General features: G+C 67.9%; 14 protein-coding genes. 6 read left to right on the forward strand and 8 right to left on the reverse strand.

The window, feature by feature from the left end; genetic code table 11:
• Positions 1–143 precede the first annotated feature (143 nt).
• The 4 genes from tsf to EO081_RS06855 all read right to left on the reverse strand — a co-directional run bounded on the left by tsf (position 144) and on the right by EO081_RS06855 (position 3,913).
• The gene (tsf, locus tag EO081_RS06840; protein ID WP_129341104.1) at positions 144–1,079 is read right to left on the reverse strand and encodes a translation elongation factor Ts; all 936 of its coding nucleotides are present in this window, start codon (positions 1,077–1,079) and stop codon (positions 144–146) included.
• A gap of 86 nt (positions 1,080–1,165) precedes the next feature.
• Positions 1,166–1,963, reverse strand: coding sequence for a 30S ribosomal protein S2 (gene rpsB / locus EO081_RS06845; protein ID WP_129341105.1), 798 nt, complete (start codon positions 1,961–1,963; stop codon positions 1,166–1,168).
• 431 nt (positions 1,964–2,394) lie between these two features.
• A complete protein-coding gene (locus tag EO081_RS06850) occupies positions 2,395–3,171 on the reverse strand; it encodes a CDP-alcohol phosphatidyltransferase family protein (RefSeq protein ID WP_240697562.1) in 777 nt (258 codons plus the stop codon).
• A 10-nt stretch (positions 3,172–3,181) separates the two neighbouring features.
• Positions 3,182–3,913 (reverse strand): phosphatidylserine decarboxylase, encoded by a 732-nt coding sequence (locus tag EO081_RS06855; protein WP_129341106.1) that lies wholly within the window; start codon positions 3,911–3,913, stop codon positions 3,182–3,184.
• A 163-nt stretch (positions 3,914–4,076) separates the two neighbouring features.
• Between EO081_RS06855 and EO081_RS06860 the strand changes: the two genes are divergently transcribed.
• Positions 4,077–5,300 carry an NADP-dependent isocitrate dehydrogenase gene (locus tag EO081_RS06860; RefSeq protein ID WP_129341107.1) on the forward strand — a complete coding sequence of 408 codons (1,224 nt, stop codon included), beginning with the start codon at positions 4,077–4,079 and terminating at the stop codon, positions 5,298–5,300.
• 134 nt (positions 5,301–5,434) lie between these two features.
• The gene (locus EO081_RS06865; RefSeq protein WP_129341108.1) at positions 5,435–7,207 is read left to right on the forward strand and encodes a cation:proton antiporter domain-containing protein; all 1,773 of its coding nucleotides are present in this window, start codon (positions 5,435–5,437) and stop codon (positions 7,205–7,207) included.
• Between the two features lie 326 nt (positions 7,208–7,533).
• Here EO081_RS06865 and alaS read toward each other — a convergent pair whose 3' ends face one another.
• Positions 7,534–10,188 carry an alanine--tRNA ligase gene (alaS, locus tag EO081_RS06870; protein WP_129341109.1) on the reverse strand — a complete coding sequence of 885 codons (2,655 nt, stop codon included), beginning with the start codon at positions 10,186–10,188 and terminating at the stop codon, positions 7,534–7,536.
• Positions 10,189–10,376: 188 nt separating this feature from the next.
• Between alaS and EO081_RS06875 the strand changes: the two genes are divergently transcribed.
• Entirely contained in the window at positions 10,377–11,702 is a 1,326-nt protein-coding gene (locus tag EO081_RS06875) for a dicarboxylate/amino acid:cation symporter (RefSeq protein WP_129341110.1), read from the forward strand.
• Between the two features lie 6 nt (positions 11,703–11,708).
• On the opposite strand, the gene EO081_RS06880 is transcribed toward EO081_RS06875, so the two are convergent.
• Complete coding sequence (locus EO081_RS06880) at positions 11,709–12,350, reverse strand: glutathione S-transferase family protein (RefSeq protein WP_129341111.1); 642 nt, start codon at positions 12,348–12,350, stop codon at positions 11,709–11,711.
• 140 nt (positions 12,351–12,490) lie between these two features.
• On the opposite strand from EO081_RS06880, the gene EO081_RS06885 reads away from it, so the two are divergent.
• Positions 12,491–13,681, forward strand: a complete 1,191-nt coding sequence (locus tag EO081_RS06885) for an amino acid aminotransferase (protein WP_129341112.1) — start codon at positions 12,491–12,493, stop codon at positions 13,679–13,681.
• Positions 13,682–13,912: 231 nt separating this feature from the next.
• Positions 13,913–15,055 (forward strand): aminotransferase class I/II-fold pyridoxal phosphate-dependent enzyme, encoded by a 1,143-nt coding sequence (locus EO081_RS06890; protein WP_129341113.1) that lies wholly within the window; start codon positions 13,913–13,915, stop codon positions 15,053–15,055.
• A gap of 9 nt (positions 15,056–15,064) precedes the next feature.
• Here the strand turns inward: EO081_RS06890 and EO081_RS06895 are convergent, their stop codons facing one another.
• Both EO081_RS06895 and EO081_RS06900 read right to left on the reverse strand, forming a co-directional pair.
• Positions 15,065–16,363: a histidine-type phosphatase gene (locus EO081_RS06895; RefSeq protein WP_240697563.1), complete on the reverse strand. Its 1,299-nt coding sequence runs from the start codon at positions 16,361–16,363 to the stop codon at positions 15,065–15,067.
• Entirely contained in the window at positions 16,360–19,233 is a 2,874-nt protein-coding gene (locus tag EO081_RS06900; protein ID WP_240697564.1) for a TonB-dependent receptor, read from the reverse strand. Before EO081_RS06900 ends, EO081_RS06895 begins: the two co-directional genes overlap by 4 nt.
• A gap of 209 nt (positions 19,234–19,442) precedes the next feature.
• On the opposite strand from EO081_RS06900, the gene EO081_RS06905 reads away from it, so the two are divergent.
• Positions 19,443–22,379: a TonB-dependent receptor domain-containing protein gene (locus EO081_RS06905; RefSeq protein ID WP_206364352.1), complete on the forward strand. Its 2,937-nt coding sequence runs from the start codon at positions 19,443–19,445 to the stop codon at positions 22,377–22,379.
• Positions 22,380–22,418 lie beyond the last annotated feature (39 nt).

The raw sequence follows: 22,418 nt of genomic DNA on the forward strand, positions 1-22,418 counted from the left end.
GGGGTTCGGGAATGGCGCGGACCTTAGGCGGCGGCGGCTGCGATGCCAAGCGCAGATGCCGTGCAGATCCCGTGAATACGAGGACGGGCGCGACTACCAGATGGTAGCCGCGCCCGTCCGAAGAATCGCGGAAAAAGCGACGCTTACTTGGTGAGGCCGGCGGTTGCCGCAACCTCTGCCGCGAAGTCGCTCTCTTCCTTTTCGATGCCCTCGCCGAGCTGGAAGCGGACATAGTCCTTCAGCACGATGTTGGCACCGGCGTCCTTGCCCGCCTTGGCGATCACGTCCTGGACCGGCGTCTTGCCGTCCATGACGAACGCCTGGGTCAGGAGCGCGTTCTCCTTCTTGAACTTCTCGATCGGCCCGTTGAGGATCCGCTCGGCGACTTCGGGCGACTTGCCTTCGATCTTGTCGGCGTTCTTCTCGCGCAGAACCGCAGCTTCGCGCTCGACCACTTCCGGATCCAGGTCGTCGATCGACAGCGCCAGCGGGAATGCCGCGGCGATGTGCATCGCGATCTGCTTGCCCAGCGGCTCGAGCACATCGGCCGAAGCCTCGCTCTCGAGCGCGACCAGCACGCCGATCTTGCCGAGGCCGGCCGAGGCTGCGTTGTGGACATAGGGGACCACGACGCCGTTGGCGACTTCGAGGCGCTTGGCGCGACGGAGCGACTGGTTCTCGCCGATGGTGGCGATGTTGTGGGTCAGCACGTCTGCGACGGTGGTGCCCGACGGCATCGCAGCAGCCTTGATGGCTTCCACATCGTCACCGGTCGACAGCGCAACCTGGGTCACTTCGCGAACGAAGTTCTGGAACTGCTCATTCTTCGCGACGAAGTCGGTTTCCGAGTTGACCTCGACCGCAGCACCGACGGTACCGGCAACCGCGACGCCGACCAGGCCCTCGGCCGCGGTGCGGCTGGACTTCTTGGCGGCGGCGGCGAGGCCCTTGGTACGCAGCCAATCGACGGCCGCTTCCATGTCGCCGCCGCTCTCGGCCAGTGCCTTCTTGCAATCCATCATGCCCGCGCCCGAACGCTCGCGCAGTTCCTTGACGGCGGCGGCGGTGATCTCTGCCATGTCCTGGTTCCTTGTATCTCAGCTAAAGCTACGGGCGAGGCGAGGCACCTGCCCCACCCCGCCCGAAATCATTCGATCCGCGCCGATCAGGCGTTGATCTGCTGCTCGCCCTCGGCAGCGACGGTCTGGTCGGCGCCGAGCGCCTCCTCGACCGGCGGCTCGTCCATCGCACCGACGTCGAAGTCGGCCTGCTGCATCTGCTGCTGGCCGCCACGGGTCGCGGCGATCGCCACGGCTTCGCAGTACAGGCGGATCGCGCGGCTCGCGTCGTCGTTCGCCGGCACCGGGAAGGCGATGCCTTCCGGCGAGACGTTCGAGTCGAGGATCGCGACAACGGGGATGCCGAGCTTGTTGGCTTCCTTGATCGCCAGCTCTTCCTTGTTGGCGTCGATCACGAACATGATGTCCGGGATGCCGCCCAGGTCGCGGATGCCGCCGAGCGACAGCTCGAGCTTGTCGCGCTCGCGGGTGAGCTGCAGCACTTCCTTCTTGGTGAGGCCGTGCGTGTCGCCCGACAGCTGCTCCTCGAGCGTCTTGAGGCGCTTGATCGAGTTGCTGATCGTCTTCCAGTTGGTGAGCATGCCGCCCAGCCAGCGGTGGTTGACGAAGTGCTGGCCCGACTTGCGGGCGGCGTCAGCGATCGGCTCCTGCGCCTGGCGCTTGGTGCCGACGAACAGCACCTTGCCGCCGGCGGCGACGGTCGACGAGACGAACTCGAGAGCGCGCGCGAAGAGCGGCACGGTCTGCGACAGGTCGAGGATGTGGACACCGTTACGGTCGCCGAAGATGTACGGCTTCATCTTCGGGTTCCAGCGGTGAGTCTGGTGACCGAAGTGCGCGCCCGATTCGAGCAGCTGCTGCATGGAGACGACAGGTGCCGCCATAGGGATAACTCCTTCCGGTTGAGCCTCTGGGAAGCAGGAATTCGAGGACCTTCAAGGCCCGGAACACCGGTATGTGCGCTTCCCATGCGGGGTTGAGGCGGCGCGCTTAGCCCAGACGCCGCTTCAGATCAAGCGTTGACAGCGGGAACGAATGTGGAACATACCATGTTCACAACAGGATTTCGGAACCAATGCGGCCAGCGCCTCTTGTGTCTTAAAGAAGCGTTACCGTGTTCCGGCAAGCGTTCGGAGGTTGTTCATGGCCAGTCTGTTTGCTTCACTGCTCTTCGCTCTCACTCTCGCGGTGGCAATCTCGACCATCGTCGCAACCGTGGCGCCGCAGTGGCAGCGGATCGTTCGCCTGCTGCGTTATGGCCCCGAGGTTCCGATGGAGCGCCTGCCGGCGGTGCGGCTGTCGTCGCGCCGCAACCTTATCCGGCAGCGGGCGACGGCGCGGACCCTTCGCGCAGCCGCTTGATCCGGCGGTAGGAGCGGATGCTGAAGGGCAGCGTCGCCAGATAGCCGACACAAACGACGGTGAGCGTCTGCCAGGGCGCCGACACCAGCGCTGCCGCGACGATCACCACCACCACGATCGCCTCGAACCGGATGTTGCGCCGGAGCTTCAGCGACGACCAGCTGTAGGTCGCCAGGCTGGAGACCATCAGGAAGGCGATGAACGCCACCCAGGGGGCGACGATCCAGGGCGAACGGAACACCGCCTCCCCCGACCAGAGCCAGACATAGATGGGCAGCATGGCAAGGCCCGCGCCTGCGGGTGCGGGGATGCCGGTGAGGAAGCCGGCCGACTTGTGCGGCTGCTCCACCACGTCGATCTGGGCGTTGAAGCGGGCGAGCCGGAGCGCACAGAAGACGGCGTAGACGAGCGCGCAGATCCATCCGATCCGCGGCGCCGCCACCAGCGACCAGAGATACAGGATCAGCGCGGGCGAGACGCCGAAGGAGATCGCGTCGGACAGCGAATCGAGTTCGGCCCCGAACCGGCTCTGTCCGCGAACCAGGCGCGCGATGCGGCCGTCGATCCCGTCCAGCACGCCCGCGACCAGGATCATGATGATCGCCCGCTCCCAATCGCCCGCGATCGCGAAGCGGATGCCGGTGAGGCCGGAGCACAGGGCCAGCGCGGTGACCGCGTTGGGGGCGACGGCGCGCAGCGGAATGCCGCGCGTGGGACGGGGACGACGCACTGCGGCGGCCTTACTGCGCGACGCCGGCGGGTGCCGGCACTGCCGGGCGGCCGAGGATGGTCTCGCCGGCGATGCTGCGCTGGCCCAGAATCACCTGCGGCTCGATGCCGTCGGGCAGGAACACGTCGACGCGGCTGCCGAAGCGGATGAGGCCGACGCGCTGGCCGGCGGCGATGATGTCGCCAGGCTTCACGAAGCCGACGATGCGGCGCGCCACGAGGCCCGCGATCTGGGTGAAGCCGATGCGGCGGCCGTACATGTCCTCGACCACGATGTGCTGGCGCTCGTTCTCGTCGCTCGCCTTGTTGAGGTCCGCGTTCAGGAACTTGCCCGAGATGTAGACGACCTGGCGGACGGTGCCCGCGATCGGCGAGCGATTGATGTGGACGTCGAACACGCTCATGAAGATCGAGACGCGGACCAGCGGCTCTTCGCCAAGGCCGTTGGGGCCGCGCAGCTCGGGCGGCAGCGGCACGCGCTCGATCATCGTCACCAGGCCGTCGGCCGGCGCCACGATCAGGTCGGCGCCCTGCGGCGTCACCCGGATCGGGTCGCGGAAGAACGCGGCCACCCAGATGGTGAAGCCGACCAGCACGAAGCCCAGCTCGTCCCAGACGAAGAAGAGGAAGATCGCCGCAACAAGGGCGGAGATCGCTACATATTTGCGACCCTCGGGGTGAACCGAGGGCCAGCGCCATTTCACCGTCGTCGTCACGATCGGCGGTTTTTCCAAGGATGCCATGCACGCGGGTGTACCCCCGCCCCGTTCGCCTGACAACACGCGCGCTTGGTCGACCGGCCGGTCGCCGGCCGATGCTTGCCCGCGGCTCCCGGTTGATCGCCGCCCGGCTTGCTCCTAGACGCAGGGCAATCCTCCCTCCCCAGCTAATACGGAAAGCGAGATCATGGCCAAGATCAAGGTGAAGACGCCCGTCGTGGAGATCGACGGCGACGAGATGACCCGCATCATCTGGGCATGGATCCGCGAGCGGCTGATCCTCCCGTACCTCGACATCGACCTCGAATATTACGACCTGGGCATCCAGAAGCGCGACGAGACCGACGACCAGATCACGATCGATTCGGCCAAGGCGATCCAGAAGTATGGCGTCGGCGTGAAGTGCGCGACGATCACCCCGGACGAGGCGCGCGTCGAGGAATTCGGCCTCAAGAAGATGTGGCGCTCGCCCAACGGCACGATCCGCAACATCCTGGGCGGCGTGATCTTCCGCGAGCCGATCGTGATCCAGAACGTGCCGCGGCTGATCCCGGGCTGGACCCACCCGATCGTCGTCGGCCGCCACGCGTTCGGCGACCAGTACAAGGCAACCGACTTCAAGGTGCCGGGCGCCGGCAAGCTCACCATGAAGTTCGAAGGCGCGGACGGCCAGGTCATCGAGCACGAGGTGTTCGACTTCCCGGCAGCGGGCGTCGCGATGGGCATGTACAACCTGGACGAGTCGATCCGCGACTTCGCCCGTGCGAGCATGAACTACAGCCTCGGCCGCGGCTGGCCGCTGTATCTCTCGACCAAGAACACCATCCTCAAGGCCTATGACGGCCGCTTCAAGGACATCTTCGAAGAGGTGTTCGCGAGCGAGTTCGCCGACAAGTTCCAGGCGGCCGGCATCGTCTACCAGCACCGCCTGATCGACGACATGGTCGCATCGGCGCTGAAGTGGAACGGCGAGTTCGTCTGGGCCTGCAAGAACTACGACGGCGACGTGCAGTCCGACCAGGTGGCGCAGGGCTTCGGCTCGCTGGGCCTGATGACGTCGGTGCTGATGACGCCCGACGGCAAGACGATCGAGGCGGAAGCGGCGCACGGCACCGTCACCCGCCACTATCGCCAGCACGAGCAGGGCAAGGCGACCTCGACCAACCCGATCGCGTCGATCTTCGCCTGGACCGGCGGCCTCAAGTATCGCGGCAAGTTCGACAGCACGCCCGAGGTGACGCAGTTCGCCGAGACGCTGGAGCGGGTCTGCATCGAGACGGTGGAGAACGGCCACATGACCAAGGATCTCGCGATCCTGATCGGCCCGGACCAGCCCTGGATGACCACCGAGCAGTTCTTCGAGCAGGTTCGCGTGAACCTGGAGAGCAAGATGGGCGCGATCGCCGCCTGATCTTCGCCCGGAGCGAACACCAAGCAGGGGCCGGCGGAGCGATCCGCCGGCCCTTTTTGCTGAGGCTGCGCTAATCCGCGCGGATCCCGCTCCGCGCCGTTGGCAGACGGCCCGGCATCCGCAACAAAGGCGCCATGCCACTTCCGATCGATTCGACGCCGTTCAGCGACTCCCTCGTCATCCTGGGGGCCGCCGGGCTCGTGATCCCGGCGTTCGCCCGGTTCCGCGTCAACCCGGTCATCGGCTTCATCCTGGTGGGCGTGCTGGTCGGTCCCGCAGGGCTGGGCGCGCTGGTGGACCGCTTTCCGTTGCTGTTCCACGTCACCATCACGGACCGGCACTCGATCGATCCCTTTGCCGAGTTCGGCATCGTGCTGCTGCTGTTCTCGATCGGGCTGGAGCTGTCGTTCCGGCGGCTATGGGCGATGCGCAGCCAGGTGTTCGGGCTGGGCGCGTCGGAACTGCTGGTATCGGGTGTCGCGATCGCGGGCGCGCTGTTCCTGCTCGGCCAGGGGCTGCCGGGTGCGATGGGGCTCGGGCTGGCGCTGGCGCTTTCGTCGACGGCGCTGGTGCTGCCGATGGCGGGCACGACCAGCTTGGTCGGGCGCACCGCCTTCTCGATGCTGTTGTTCGAGGATCTGGCGCTGGTGCCGATCATCTTCGCGCTCGGCGCCCTGGCGCCCAACGCGCAGGATGCCGGCTGGGGCGGCCTGGTCGACACGCTGATCTGGGGATCGGTCGCGATTGCGGCGCTGTTCGTGGGCGGGCGGCTGATCCTGCCGCGGCTGTTCGCCCAGGCGGCTCGGACGAAGAGCCCCGAGCTGTTCCTGTCGGCGAGCCTGCTGGTGGTGATCGTCGCCAGCATGGTGACGACCGCCGCCGGCCTGTCGCCGATCGTGGGCGCCCTGCTTGCCGGCCTCCTGATCGCCGAGACCGAGTATCACACCGAAGTCGAGGTGATCACCGCGCCCTTCAAGGGGCTGGCGCTGGGCGTGTTCCTGATCACGGTCGGCATGAGCCTGGACCTGCGCTCGATCGCGGAGAACTGGCTGTCGCTGGCGGCCGCGGTTGGCGGCGTGGTGCTGATCAAGGCGCTCGTCACGGGCGCGATGCTGCGGGTCGCACGCTTGCGCCGCGGGGTCGCCGCCGAGACGAGCCTGCTGATGGCGAGCCCGTCCGAGACGACGCTCATCGTGCTGGCGACGGCGGCGCAGGCGCAGCTGATCCAGCCCTCCACCGCCGCGTTCTGGCAGACCGTGACGGCGATCGGCCTGACGATCACGCCCCTGCTGGCGATGATCGGCAAACGGGCGGCGCGCAAGATCGACCTGGCAGCCGGCGTCGAGGAACCACAGCCGCACGCCGAGGGCCCGGGCGCGGTCATCATCGGCTTCGGCCGCGTCGGCCACATGGTCGCCGACATGCTGCGCGCGCACGACAAGCCCTTCATCGCGGTGGAGTCCAACATCGACACGGTGGCTGCAGCGCGACGGGACGGCTATCCCGTGATCTTCGGCGACGTGGTGCGCCCGGAGCTGGTGGACCGGCTGAACCTGGGCCGTGCGACCGCGCTGATCCTGACCATGGACGAGCCCGTGCTGACGGTGCGTATCGCGCGGCGCGTGCGCGGCTGGGTTCCCAACCTCACCATCGTCGCCCGCGCGCGGGATGCCACCCATGCCGCAGAGCTGTATGCAGCGGGGGTCACGGAGGCGGTGCCCGAGACGCTGGAGAGTTCGCTGCAGCTGTCGGAAGCCGTGCTGGTGGAGATGGGCGTGGCGATGGGGCCAGTGATCGCCTCAATTCACGAAAAGCGCGACGAGCTGCGGCGCGCGATCCGCGAGGGTGCGGGGCTGGAGCGCGAGCCCAGGTTGCGGCGCACGCGGCGGAGCGAGGTTGCGGGCTAGGTTCGAGGTTGAAGTCGAGCAGGCACGGTGAGGCATCGTACCCCGCGAAGGCCGCGCCCCGGCGCTGCAAGCGCTCAGTTTGGTTGCACGTTCTTTCGCGATTACAGCAGGGTAGCGACCACTCTTCGCACCGTATCGCTGCTGGCCATCGGTGTACGACGCTGAAGCGACAGCGCGTGTGACCCTGGCCCGGCCCTCGCCGGGGTACGGCCTCGCCCTAGGGATCACCGAGGCGTGTTGCGGCCCCCAAAGCTGAGGCACTTCGCGGACACCCACTCGGAAGGCCGCGACGGAGGAGCGGGACGGTGGCCCGCTCCCCTGCCTCGTCAGGCGGAGACCGGCTCCAGCACCGCGCGGACGGCGGCGAGGGCTTCCGCGCCCTTGTCGCCATCGGGGCCGCCGCCCTGGGCCATGTCGGGACGGCCGCCGCCGCCCTGGCCGCCCAGTGCCGCGACTGCTGCCTTGACCAGATCGACGGCGCTGTGGGTCCCGACCAGATCGGCGGTGACGCCCACCGCGACCGAGGCGCGGCCGTCGTTGACGGCGACCAGTGCGACCACGCCGGAGCCGATGCGCTGCTTGGCCTCGTCGACCGCGCCGCGCAGCGCCTTGGCCTCCAGGCCGTCGAGCACCTGGCCGACGAACGCCACGCCACCGACCGTCTCCGGACCCGCCGGTGCCGCACCGGCGCCGCCGCCCAGCGCCAGCGCCTTCTTGGCCTCGGCAAGTTCGCGCTCCAGACGACGGCGGTCCTCGACCAGCGTCGCGACGCGCGCCGGCACTTCATCCGGGGTGGCCTTGAGCAGAGCGGCGGCTTCGCGCAGCTTCTCGTCGCGGCCGGCGAGCCACTGGCGCGCGGCCTCCCCCGTCAGCGCCTCGACGCGGCGGACGCCGCTCGACACGGCGCCTTCGCCGATGATCTTGAACACGCCGATCTCGCCCAGCGCGCCGACATGGGTGCCACCGCACAGCTCGATCGAATAGGTGCCCTCGGCATCCTCACCCATCGAGACGACGCGGACCTCGTCGCCGTACTTCTCGCCGAACAATGCCATCGCGCCCATCGCGATCGCGTCGTCGGGGGTCATCAGGCGCGTGGTGACGGTGCCGTTGCCGCGCACCTGCGCGTTCACCTGCGCCTCCACCTCTGCGATGTCGGCGGGTGCGATCGGGGTGGGCTGCGAGAAGTCGAAGCGCAGCCGCTCGGGAGCGACCAGGCTGCCCTTCTGCGCGACATGGGTGCCGAGCCGCTCGCGCAGGGCTTCGTGGAGCAGGTGCGTCGCCGAGTGATTGGCGCGGATCTGATTGCGGCGCGCGGTGTCGATCGCCAAGTGCACGCTGTCCCCGACCGCAAGCGTGCCCGCGTCGATGCGCGCGCGATGGACGTGGAGCTTGCCGAGCTGCTTGGAGGTGTCGAGCACGGTCGCCGACAGGCCCTTGTCCGTGTCGATCGTCCCGCTGTCGCCGACTTGGCCGCCGCTTTCCGCATAGAAAGGCGTCTGGTTGGTGACGACAAACACTTCCTCGCCGGCCTCGGCACGGTCGACGCGGGCGCCGTCGCGAACCAGCGCGATCACCTCGCCCTGCCCTTCGGCGACGGCATATCCGGTGAACTCCGTCGCGCCGCTTTCCTCGACGATGTCGAACCAGACCTCATCGGAAGCCTTGGCGCCCGAGCCCTTCCAGGCCGCGCGGGCCGCGCGCTTCTGTTCGGCCATCGCGGTTTCGAACCCGGCGCGGTCGACGCCCAGCCCCTGACTGCGCAGCGCATCCTCGGTCAGGTCATAGGGGAAACCGAAGGTGTCATAGAGCTTGAAGGCAGTCTCGCCCGCGAGCGTGTCGCCCTTCGCCATGGCGGCGGTCGCTTCGTCGAGCAGGCGCAGGCCCTTGTCGAGCGTCTGGCGGAAGCGCGTCTCCTCCTGGAGCAGCGTCGCCTCGATCAGCGGCTGCGCGCGGACGAGGTCGGGATAGGCGGCGCCCATCTCGGCCACCAGCGACGGCACCATGCGGTGCATCAGCGGCTGCTTGGCGCCCAGAAGGTGTGCGTGGCGCATGGCGCGGCGCATGATGCGGCGAAGCACGTAGCCGCGGCCCTCGTTGGCCGGCAGCACGCCGTCGGCGACCAGGAAGCCCGAGGCGCGCAGATGGTCTGCGATGATCCGGTGGCTCGCCTGCATCGGCCCGTCCGTGGCGGCGCCGGTGAGCGCACCCGATTCGTCGATCAGCGCGCGGAACGTGTCGGTGTCATAGTTGTCGTGGACGCCCTGCAGCACGGCCGCGACGCGCTCCAGCCCCATGCCGGTGTCGATCGAGGGACGCGGCAGTTCGCCGACGATCTCGTTCGCCTGCTGCAGATACTGCATGAAGACGAGGTTCCAGATCTCGACGAAGCGGTCGCCGTCCTCGTCGGGCGATCCCGGCGGGCCGCCGGCGATGTGGTCGCCGTGATCGAAGAAGATTTCCGAGCAGGGGCCGCAGGGGCCGTCGTCGCCCATCGCCCAGAAATTGTCCTTGGTGGCGATGCGGATGATGCGGTCGTCGGAGAGGCCGGCGATCTTCTTCCACAGATCGGCGGCCTGGTCGTCGGTGTGGTAGACGGTGACGAGCAGCCGGTCCTTGGCGATCCCCCATTCGCGGGTGATCAGGTTCCAGGCGAGCTCGATCGCGCGATCCTTGAAATAGTCGCCGAACGAGAAGTTGCCGAGCATTTCGAAGAAGGTGTGGTGGCGCGCGGTGTAGCCGACATTGTCGAGGTCATTGTGCTTGCCGCCGGCACGCACGCACTTCTGCGACGAGGTGGCCGTGCTGTAAGGGCGCGTTTCCAGGCCGGTAAAGACGTTCTTGAACGGGACCATGCCGGCGTTCACGAACATCAGCGTCGGGTCGTTCTGCGGCACCAGCGGCGCGGACGGCACGCGCGCGTGGCCCTCCTTCTCGAAATAGTCGAGGAACGAGCGGCGAACATCGTTGGTCGAGATCATGCGCGCTGATTAGAAGCAAGCCGCGACCTTGCCAAGCGATCCGCACGGGCGTCTGTTGCGTTCTTTTGCCAAAGGTTCCTGAGGCTGTGAAAAAAGGGCCGCAGCGCCACTGCGCCGCGGACAATCGGCTTGACCCGGGCGGCGCATTCCCCTTGGTTGCCGGCCTTCTTCCCCGGGGGTTTTTCTGAATGGCCAAGCGGCTTACCGCCTATATTCTCTTTGGTCTGGTCGCGGGCCTGGTCGTCGGCTGGGTGCTGAATGCGTCCCTCGATGATGCGGGCGGCGCCGGCACCGCGCAGTTGAAGGACATCGCGGGCTATTTCTCGATCGTGACCGCATTGTTCCTGCGGCTGATCAAGATGATCATCGCGCCGCTGGTGTTCTCGACGCTGGTGGTGGGCATCACGCACATGGGCGACACCAGTGCGCTCGGGCGGGTGGGCCTGCGCGCATTCGCATGGTTCGTGGGGGCGAGCCTGTTGTCGCTGACGGTCGGCCTGATCCTGGTGAACCTGCTCCAACCGGGCGTCGGCCTGGGGCTGCCGATGCCGCCGGCGGACGCTTCGGCGGGGCTGGCGAAGGCGTCCTTCAACCTCAAGGACTTCATCAGCCACATCGTGCCGGCCTCGATGGTCGAGGCGATGGCGACCAACGAGATCCTCCAGATCGTCGTCTTCTCAGTGTTCGTGGGCGTGGCGATGACGGCGGTGGGCGAGAAGGCGGCCCCCCTCACCCGCGCGCTGGAGGCGCTGGTGTCGGTGATGCTGCAGATCACCGACTATGTGATGCGATTCGCACCGATCGCCGTGTTCGCGGCGGTCGCCGGCACGCTCGCCGAGCAGGGCCCGAGCGTGATCGGGCAGCTCGCCTATTTCATGGCCAGCGTCTATGCGGGTCTCGCCTCGCTGTGGCTGCTGCTGTTCGGCATCGCCTTCCTGATGATCGGCCCGCGCATCGGCCAACTGATCCGCTACCTGCGCGAGCCGATCCTGGTCGGCTTCTCCACCGCCTCTTCCGAGGCCGCCTTCCCGCGCACGCTGGAGGCGCTGGACCGGTTCGGCGTGCCGCCGCGCATCGCGAGCTTTGTGCTGCCGCTCGGCTACTCGTTCAACCTCGACGGCTCGATGATGTACATGACGTTCGCGTCGATCTTCATCGCGCAGGCCTATGGCGTGGAGCTGTCGCTCGGCCAGCAGATCACCATGCTCCTGGTGCTGATGGTCACTTCCAAGGGCGTTGCGGGCGTGCCGCGCGCAAGCCTGGTGGTGATCGCGGCCACGCTGTCGATGTTCAAGATCCCGGAAGCGGGCCTGCTGCTGATCCTGGCGGTGGATCACTTCCTGGACATGGGCCGGACGGCGACGAACGTGATCGGCAACGCGATCGCGGCGACCGTCATCGCCAAGTGGGAGGGCGGCCTGGATGCGCCGGAGCCGGCGGAGATCGAGCCGCCGCATGCGCCCTCCGGTCACCCGCGCGGCGACGCCCCGGACAGCTTCCGGGACATCGGCTGAAGCCACTCAGGCGTAGGCGTAAGGCCCGCCCTTCGCCAGCGCCGCGCCGTAGGCCGGACGCGCGTGGATGCGCTCCAGCCAGTCGATCGTGGCCGGGCGGGACTCGTCGAGACCCGCCCGGTTGCGCGCCGCCTCGAGCGGGAAGCTCATCATGATGTCTGCGGCGGTGAACTCGTCGCCCGCGAACCAGTCGCGCCGGGAGAGTTCGGCCTCCACGAAATCGAGGTGGACGTCGATCATCGGCTGGATCCGGCGCTGCGCCGCCTTTCCGAACAGCGGCACGCGCCCGAGCACCAGCTTCACCAGCAGCGGCGGCATCAGCGACCCTTCCGCATAGTGGAGGAAGTGGCGGTAGCGCAGCGCGGATTCGCGATGCGCCGGCGCGCCGAGCCGCCCGTCCGCCTTTTCGATCAGATACTCGACGATCGCTGCGGTCTCCGCGACGACTGCCGGCGTGCCGCCGGCGCTCGCCGCGTCCTGAAGCACCGGGGACTTGCCGAGCGGATGGACCCGGCGAAGCTCGGGCGGGGCGAGCATCGTCGCCTTGTCCCGCTCGTAGCGTTGCACGGCATAGGGGAGCCCGAGCTCCTCCAGGAGCCAGAGCACGCGTTGCGATCGGCTATTCTCGAGATGGTGAACGGTGATCATCCAGTGCCTCCTGCTGGGCTGCCCAACGCCGGGGGCTGCGGATGGCTGCAAGGCGATTGCGCCGAGCCCTGCCGCGGGGGTAACCGTCGCCGCCTATCCGACGCGACCGTGGTGGCGCGTTGCTCCATCCGGAAGAGACCATGGCCTTCGAACAGCTTTCGCTCCTGCGTGCCGACCCGTTGCTGGCGCTGATCGGCGCCTACCGCGACGACCCGCGGCCGTTCAAGCTGGACCTGGGCGTGGGCGTGTTTCGCGACGCTGCCGGCGGCACGCCGGTGATGCGCGCGGTAAAGAAGGCGGAGGAACGGCTGCTCGCGACGCAGGACAGCAAGTCCTACCTCGGGCCGGAGGGCGACGCGGGCTTCGTCGCCGCACTCGCGCCGCTGGTGCTGGGCGATGCCGTTCCGGCCGAGCGGCTGGCGGGCATCCAGACGCCGGGCGGCACTGGCGCGCTGCGGCTGGGCGCGGAGCTGCTCGCCCGTGCGGGCGTCTCGCGTATCTGGATCGCGACGCCGAGCTGGCCGAACCACGCGCCGATCTTTGCCGCGGCGGGGCTGACGCCGGAGGCGTTCGACGCGTTCGACGTGGCCAGCCAGACGCTGGACGGCGCGGCGCTGCTGGCGGCGCTCGACAAGGCTGCGCCCGGCGACTCGGTGCTGCTGCACGGCTGCTGCCACAACCCGACCGGCATCGATCCCGATGCGGCACTGTGGGCGGCGATCGCCGAGCGGGTGGAAGCGCGCGGGCTCGTGCCGTTCGTGGACCTGGCCTATCAGGGGCTGGGCGACGGCTGGGACGCCGATGCGGCGGGTGCGCGCGCGGTGCTGGCGCGCTGCCGCCACGGGCTGCTCGCCTATTCATGCGACAAGAACTTCGCGCTCTATCGCGAGCGGACGGGCGCGCTGTGGACGGTGGCGCCGGATGCCGAGGCAAGCGCGATCCTCTATTCGAACCTGCTGGCGCTGGCGCGGGCCAACTGGTCGATGCCGCCCGACCATGGCGCGGCCGCGGCGCGGATCGTGCTGGAGGATGCGGCGCTTGCTGCGGAGTGGCGCGCGGAGCTGGATTCGATGCGGGAGCGGCTGGTGACGCTGCGCCAGGGTGTCAGTGCGCTCGGCACGATCGGGAGCATCGACCTGGCGCCGATCGCGGGCGGCAAGGGCATGTTCGCCACCCTGCCCCTCACCCGCAGCCAGGTGGCATGGCTGCGCGAGCACCATGCGATCTACATGGCGGCATCGGGGCGCATCAACATCGCCGGATTCGACGAGGCGAGCATCGCCCGGTTCGGAGAAGCGCTGAAGGCGCTGGTTGAGGCTGGGGTGGCGTAACGCCCCGCTAAAGGCTCGTCCGCCTCGTGATCCCGCCGAGGGGGAGCACGCGGGTAGTGCGGACCACCAGCTGTTGTTCTGCTTGGCCCCAGGCTACTGCCTGCGCAGGAGCACGGAGGTGGAGAGCGGACGCCCAGTTACGAGGATGTCCCAACTGGGCCCCGGTCTTCAGAAGGGCTTTGGTCGCTGGCGGGGCTGGCGCGCGGTGCGGTGTCGTGGAATGGGGTGCGGATGCGCAACGCCGTCGAACCCTTCCACGCCATCGCCATCAGCCAGCTTGCGCACCGGCTGAAGCAGGAGGGGCGGTCGATCAGCCACATGGAGTTCGGCCAGCCCTCCACCGGCGCACCGAGCACCGCGATCGCGGTTGCCCACCAGATCCTCGACAGCGACGCCATGGGCTATTGGGAGAGCCCGGCGCTGAAGGCACGGATCGCCCGCCATTATGCCGAACGCCATGGCGTCACGGTCGCGCCCGAACGCATCCTGCTGACCTGTGGCGCGTCCCCCGCCCTGGTGCTGGCACTTGCCACCGCCTTTCAGCCCGACGACCAAGTGGCGACGGCGCGGCCGGGCTATGTCGCCTATCGCAACACGCTGCGCGCGCTGCACATGCAGCCGGTGGAGATCGACTGCGGCAAGGAAGTACGCTTCCAGATGTCGCGCGGGGCGCTTGCCGCACTCGATCCCGCCCCCAAAGGGCTGATCCTGGCGAGCCCCGCCAATCCGACCGGCACGATCATCCGGAGCGACGAACTGGCGGGCCTCGCCGACCTGTGCCGGGCGCGCGGGATCCGCATCCTCTCGGACGAGATCTACCATGGGCTGAGTTATGGCATGGCGGCGGACACGATGCTGCGCCACGCCGAGGACGCGATCATCCTCAACAGCTTCTCGAAATACTTCAGCATGGCCGGATGGCGGCTCGGCTGGATGGTCGCGCCTGCCGACCTGGTGGAGGAAGCCCGCAAGCGGATGGGCAACCTGTTCCTGACGCCGCCGTCGCTGAGCCAGCATGCCGCGCTAGCCGCCTTCGACGCGCCGGAGGAACTGGAGGGGCATGTCGAGACCTATCGCCGCAACCGCGCGCTGCTGCTGGGCGCGCTGCCGGAGCTCGGCCTTGGCGAGATCGCGCCGCCGGACGGCGCCTTCTACATCTATGCCTCGGTCGCGCACCTGACCGACGACAGCATCGGCTTCTGCAAGCGGATGCTGACGGACACCGGCATCGCGACCGCGCCCGGCGTCGACTTCGATCCGGTGCGCGGCCACCGGTTCGTGCGCTTCAGCTTCGCGGTGGCCACGCCCCTGGTGGAGGAAGCGATCGAACGGCTGCGCGCCTGGCTTCCGAACCAAGCGCGCGTCGCCGGCTGATCCGTTCGGTCAGCGCTCCGCCGGGCTTGCAAGCTTGGCGGCGGTGATGCGGTTGAAGATCGCGAGCGCGCACGGCGTGTCGGCGTCGGCACAGCCCGGGATGGCGATGTAGCGACGGTCGGGCGCGTTGCGCTTGCCAAGCTGCGCGAGGTTGCGGACCTGATCCATCGTCTGCGCCTGAACAAAGGCGCGGACGAAGCCGTTGCCGGCCGCGTCGCTCCACCGTTCGAACCCGATCGCCCCGCCCGGCGCGATGTCGTCCGCGGGATAATCGGCCATCGTCCAGTGCAGGTCGTAGAAGCCGCCGAGCGCGGCCAGGTTGCTGTCATGGCCGAACAGCAGCGTCACGCGCGCATCGCCCTGGTTCAGCGCCATGCCGATCCGGCGCGCGATCGGCGCCGCCACGCGCTCCGCCACATATGCCGGGCGGGTCTCGTAGCGGAACTTGACCGGGTGGAAGCGCAGCATCGTCTGGATGTCGCGCTTGGACGCACGCCCCCAGCCGACCGAGCGCATCGGCATCCCCTCCAGATACTGGAGCAGGATGGTCTGGCCGGCGGTGGAGGCGAAGCCGAGCGCGCCGTCGAGATCGGGCTTGTCGCCCTGCTCCGCCAGCAGCCGGGTCTCACGGTGGCTATGGCAGACCGGCTGGTGCTTTGTGGCAGTCGTCCCGCACGCGTCTCCCGGGCAGCAGCCGATGACGCGCTCCAGCACGGCGAAGGCATCGGCGTTGCGTGCGATTTCCCCAGCGATGCCGCCCGGCGGCAGCAGCGCCTGGGCGGAGGCCAGTGCCTTTTGCCCGTCGATCTCCATGCTGCCGTCGAGCGGATGGAAGACGGCGTCGTCGTCCTCGTTGACGGGGTGGTCGAGCGGAACCGCACAGCCGGGCTGGAGCGTCTCCAGGAACGCCTTACCGGTCTTGATCGCGCGGGAAGCGGAACTGGCCCAGGCGACGACCGTGCCGGGGGCAGCGCAGCCGGACGCGGGCAGCAGGCCCTGTTGCGCGAACAGCGCGCGGTCATAGGCGCCGAGGCGACGGATCGCCTCTGCGCCATGCGGGGTGAGGTCGCCCGCGGCCGTCGACCAAGCGGGCCATGGATCGCGGGTGGTGCCGACCGGCGTCGCGGGGAACTTGGTGGAAGGGCGCACGCCGTGCCGCATCAGCAGCACGACGCGCTCGAGCTTGAGCGGACCCGCAGGCGGTGCGTCCGGCGCGGGTTGGGCGACGGCGGATTGCGCGAGCGCGAGGATCGCGAGCGCAGCGCCTGCCAGATACTGGTTCATGTCGGGTACCTTCCTGCCGCTCACATCGTGATCTTGAAGCCGAACTTGCCCGTCCAGCCATATTCCTCGTGCTGGGCGATGCGGCGGCCACCGGCATCGGTGCCCGAATAATAGCGGTCGAACGGCTCGGTGCCGATGTTGACGAAGTCGGCGGTGAGCTGGACGCCCGGCGCGACCCGGAGCTTGGCGCCCACGTCGAACAGCAGGCGATGGTCGACATAGATGTCGCCGTCGTCATCGGCGGTGACCTCGTCGAGGTAGCGGCCGCGATAGGTGCCGCTGGCCCGCAGCTGGAGCGGGCCCTTGTCATAGCCGACAAAGGCGTTCCAGATGTGCTTGGAGCTGCCCGGCAGCGTCAGCTCGCGACCGTAGAGCGTCGCGCTGGTATCGACATAGGTATAGTTGCCGCCGACCAGCAGCCCGTCGAGCGGCGACGGCAGGAAATTCAGCGCGGCCTGGAGGTTGAGCTCGACGCCCGAGACCTTCGCGGTGTCGCCGTTCAAGGGGACGGTCGCCTCGTCGATCACGACGCCGCCGAAGTCGTAGTCGTCGATCCGCGACTGGAAGATGAAGTCCGACACCCGCTTGTGGAACACCGCGACCTCGGCGAGCGCGTTGTCGGCGAAATAATATTCGGCCGATGCGTCGAAGTTCCAGGAGCGATAGGGCTTCAGCTCCGGGTTGCCGAATTCGCCCTCGCCGTCCGTGGCATTGTAGGAGAAACGCGGCGCGAGATCGGAGACGTTGGGACGCACCAGGCTGCGGGTCACCGCCGCCCGCAGCACCAGCTTCGTGGTGGGCTCGAAGCGCAGGTTCAGGCTGGGCATCCAGTTGGTGTAGCTGCGGTCGAAGGTGACAGGGGTCGCCTCCACCGTGTCGGTATCGATCGCATAGCCGCGCATCTTGTTCTCGGTGTGCTCCATGCGGACGCCACCGACCGCCCGGAGCGCGCCGCTGTCGTAGCGGAGCTGGCCGTAGCCGGCGTAGATGTCCTCATCGACGGCGTAGCTTGCCGACAGGCTGGAGAGGATGCTGTCGTCGTCGTTCCGGATCAGGCGATCCCGGTTCGCCTGGAACCAGCCGCGCACGGCTAGCGGATTCACGGCGGGGTTCATGTCGACCAGCCCCTTGCTGCCGATCGAGCGCGAGAGGCCGGCGAGCGCCGGGAAGTCGCCGTCGGTCAGCTCATCATAGCTGTTGAAGTCGAGGTCGTACTGCTTGGTGCGGAAACGGCCCTTGAAGCCTGCCTTCACCTGCAGCGTGCCGGAGGCGAGCGGAATGTCGCGGGCGACGTCCAGGCGCGCGGCCCATTCGTCGTCGGTGCTGAGGCCATCCGTCGTCTCGATGGCGCTCATGGGATCGCTTCCGTTCGTGAAGCGGCCCTGGTCGCTGACGCTATATTCGGGCGTCTGCGTGTCGAGGCCGGACAGCGTCACGCCGAGCTGGCTGGCGCCTGCCTGGAAGCGGCGATCGAAGATCGTGTCCTGGCGGTTGGGCTCGCTCTCCTCGGAATAGGAATAGCTGCCCGAGTAGTCGATCGTCCAAAGACCCGCCTCGGTCTTGCCGCCGACCGTCCCGGAATAGACGTTCTGGATCTCGGTGCGGTCCTTCATCTCGCGGCGGACGCGGATGCGGTTGGCCGAGCCTGCGCCGGAAAGGAAGCTGGCGCTGCCCGCGTCGCCGCTGACCGGCTCGCCCCCGAAGGTGAAGCGCAGGCGGCTGCGCAGCTCGTCGTCGCGGAAGGAGCTGACGATGCCGCGCGCGTAGAGGGTGGTGCTGGTGGTGGGGCGCCAGTCCAGCGACAGCGACCCTGCCATGCGCGTGCGCGTCACGTCATAGGCGCGGTAGTCGACCTCCTCCGGATAGGCGACGCCGGCATCACTGCGCGTCCAATCGGACGCCTCCACGCCGTCGGTTCCGAAGCGGCGACGATAGTAGGACGCGCCACCGGAGATGCCGAAATCGGGGGTGATGCGCTTGGAGAAGTCCACCGACCCCTTCGGCGAGGCGCGGTCGCGCAGGTCGTTGTAGGACTCTTCGAAGCTGAAGCTCAGCAGGTCCTTCTTACGATCGAAGGCGCTGGTGGTCTTGACCTCGATCGAGCCGCCGATGGTGTCGGCATCCATGTCGGGGGTGAGCGTCTTCTTGACTTCGATCGAGCCGACAAGTTCCGACGGGATGGTATCGAGCGCCAGCGCACGGTTCTCGGCTTCTGGAGAGGGGATGCGAGCGCCGTTGATCGAGACGTTGTTGAGCTCGGGTGCGAGGCCGCGGACGACGACGAAGCGGCCCTCGCCCTGATCGTCCTGCACCGAGATACCGGGGACGCGGCGCAGCGCTTCCGCCACGTTCTGGTCCGGGTTCTGGCCGATCGCGTCGCGCGACAGCACGCTTTCGACCCCGTCGGCGGAGCGCTTCTGCGATAGGGCGCTGGCCTGGTTGGCGGCGAGGCCGACGACCAGAATGCTGCCGGCGTCGTCCGCGGTTGCACCGGCGGGCGCCAGGGCGAAGTCGGCGACCAGATCGCTGGCGTCCACCACGGTGACATGGCGGCTTTCGTCGGCGGCGCCGATGTAGCGTGCGACGATGGTGTACTCGCCCGGCGCCACGTCCACGAAGCGGAAGCGGCCGTCGCGGTTCGCCTCGACGACGCGGTTGAGCTCGACGATGCGGAGTTCCGCGCCGCTCAGGCTGCGGGTGCCGCTGGCATCGACGACGGTTCCGGTTACCTCCCGCGCGGCGGCCGGAACGGCGACGCCGAGCGCCAGGGTGGATGCAAGCAGAGCCGTGCGCAGCATGGCGCGGGCAGTTCGAGCGTTTCGCACGCGATAGTCCCCCAGGAAGCGGCCGGCGCAGACGTCGCGGCGGCCGCCGGCTCCGTAGGGCGGTTGCAAGACAGTCCCGTGGCGACTCCGTTACACCGGCGTTACAGCGCCCCGGACCGGCAACGGCGATTTGGCGGCGCGCGCGGGCGACCGTAACGCCGAAGCAACACTCCGACATGATCCGCACCGATCGACGTCAGAATCGTATAACGTATTTGACATCCGGTATTCGATTAGTGTTCTTTCTCTCCACGGGATTTTTCAAGGGGAGAGACACGATGCGCCACAGCGATTTCCGGCGATATGCGTCGATGATCGCCGTTGCGGCCGCACTTACCGCCAGCGGCCATGCAGCGGCACAGACCACCGGGCCGACCATCGACGACGTCGCCCCTGCCTCGACCGCCGAGGCGGAAAGCGGCTCCATTACCGTCACCGGCACGCGCATCCAGCGGCCCGACCTGACCAGCAATAGCCCCCTCACCGTGGTGGGGGCGCAGGAGATCCGGCTGCAGGGCGCGACCAACGTCGAGAACGTCCTGAACCGCTTGCCGCAGGTGACCGCGGACGCGAACGAGAACGTGTCCAACGGTTCGGACGGCACGGCGCGCGTCAACCTCCGCAACCTCGGCAGCAACCGCAACCTGGTGCTGGTCGACGGCCAGCGTCTGCTGCCGGTGCAGGCGACCGACCTCAACCTCATCCCCTCGCTGCTGGTCGATCGCGTCGACGTGGTCACGGGCGGCGCTTCGGCCGTCTATGGTTCCGACGCCATCTCGGGCGTGGTCAACTTCATCCTGAAGCGGGACCTGAACGGCGTCCGCGCGGACGTGCAATACGGCTTCGCCTTCCACGACAACAACAACGATGCCGCCCGCCAGATCGTGCAGGACGCCGGCTACGACCGCGCGAACCGCAACGTGCTGGACGGCCAGCGCCTGGACGTGAACCTGGCGGCGGGCAAGGACTTCGCCGATGGGCGCGGCAACATCACGGCATACTTCGGATATCGCAACGTGAAGCCGATCCTTCAGTCGGACCGCGACGTCTCCGCCTGCGCGTTCGATCCAAACGCGACCAGCACGGGCCTGGTCTGCGGCGGATCGTCGAACAATCAGTACGGCCTGTTCAATCCGCTCTCGGGCCCCGGCTTCGGCACGACCTATGTGAACACCAAGGACGGCCGGAAGACCTGGGACACCTATGGCCCGGCCTATCGCTACAACACCGCGCCGCTGAACTACTTCCAGCGCTCGGACGAGCGCTACACCGCCGGCGGCTTCGCGCATTTCGAGATCAGCCCGGCGGCCGAAATCTACGCCAGCGGCATGTTCATGGACGACCGCAGCTATTCGCAGGTGGCGCCCTCCGCGCTGTGGCAGGGTGATACCTACACCATCAACTGCGACAACCCGCTGATGAGTGCGCAGCAGGGGCAGATCCTTTGCGGCTCCGCCTATGGCTCCGCCGAGACGCAGGACCTCTTCATCGGCTATCGCCCGGTTGCCGGCCTCGCGCGTCCGCGTCGCGACGACCTGCGCCACACCGACTATCGCATCACCGGCGGCGTGCGCGGGCAGATCGCCGAGGGCATCCGCTACGACGTGAACGCGCTCTATTCCCGCGTGCTGTTCCGGGAGAACTACCAGAACGACATCGATGCCCGCCGTGCCAACCGCGGGCTGCAGGTCGTGAACGTCAACGGCACCCCCACCTGCACCTCGGTCATCGACGGAACCGACCCGAACTGCGTGCCGCTCGACGTGTTCGCCTATGGCGCGATCTCGCAGGAGGCGTTCGACTATATCTACGTCCCGACCTACACCCGGGGCCTGGACACCGAGCAGGTCTACAGCGGCAACGTCAGCGCCGACCTGACCAGCTATGGCATCACCAGCCCCTGGGCGAGCCAGGGCATCGGCGTGGTGATCGGCGTCGAGCATCGCCGCGAGACCCTGAAGTTCGAGGCCGACGAGGTCGCCCAGTCCAAGGGGACGACCGAGTCGCAGGGCAAGTTCAACGTCAGCGAGATCTATGGCGAAATCGAGGTGCCGGTCCTGCAGGACCTGCCGTTCGCCAAGTCGCTCACGCTGAACGCGGGCTATCGCCTTTCGGACTATAGCAGCCAGGCCAAGAAGATCTCGACCTACAAGTTCGAGGTCGAATATGCGCCGGTGTCCGACATCCGCTTCCGCGGCAGCTACAACCGCGCGATCCGGGCGCCGAACATCAGCGAACTCTACGCCGGCCAGCAGGTCGGCAACGTCTCCGCGCAGGACCCCTGCTCGGGCACGAAGCCGGACGCGACGCTCGAGCAGTGCCTCGCCAGCGGCGTGACGCCGGAGCAGTACGGCAAGATCCTGGAATGCCCGTCGGAGACGTGCAGCGCGCTGGGCGGCGGCAACCCGAACCTGAAGCCGGAAAAGGGCGACACCTTCACCGTCGGTACGGTGCTGACGCCGCGCTTCCTGCCGCGCTTCTCGCTGTCGGTGGACTATTTCAACATCAAGGTGAAGGACTACATCAGCTCGGTCCCGACCTCGCTCGCGATCAGCCAGTGCTTCTCGACCGGGGATCCGTATTTCTGCGGCCTCTTCCATCGCGATCCGCGCACCGGCGTCCTGTTCGGCCGCGAGGGCTATGTCGTCTCCACGAACCTCAACACGGGGTCGCTCAAGACCTCCGGCATCGACGTGGTGGGCAGCTACAGCGTGCCGACCGAGAGCGCCGGTACGTTCAACCTGGACCTCACCGGCACCTGGCTGAACGAGCTGGTCAACGAGCCGCTGCCGGGCCTCGGCTCCTATGATTGCAAGGGCCTGTTCGGGCCGACCTGCGGCCAGCCTTCCCCGGAATGGCGCCACCAGGCCCGCCTGACCTGGACCGATGCCGAGAAGATCGGCACGCTGTCGCTCAACTGGCGCTACATCGGCTCCACCAAGCTCAGCACCAACACCGACGATCCGTTCCTGACGAGCGGCGGCTATTCGGAGCTGAACCGTCGTATCAAGGCGTACAGCTACTTCGACCTGGCGGGCACGGTGAAGGTGCAGGAAGGTGTGGTCTTCCGGGCCGGCATCAACAACCTGCTCGACAAGGATCCGCCGGTGCTGGCGCAGGGCAACCTGTATTCGTTCGGCAACGGCAACACCTACCCGGGTGTGTACGACGTCGCCGGGCGGACGCTGTTCATGGGGATCAGCGCCAACTTCTAAGACCTCGGGCGGCAGGCTTGGTCTGCCGCACCGACCGAC

It is taken from the genome of Sphingomonas desiccabilis (assembly GCF_004135605.1).
GTDB lineage: Bacteria > Pseudomonadota > Alphaproteobacteria > Sphingomonadales > Sphingomonadaceae > Sphingomonas > Sphingomonas desiccabilis.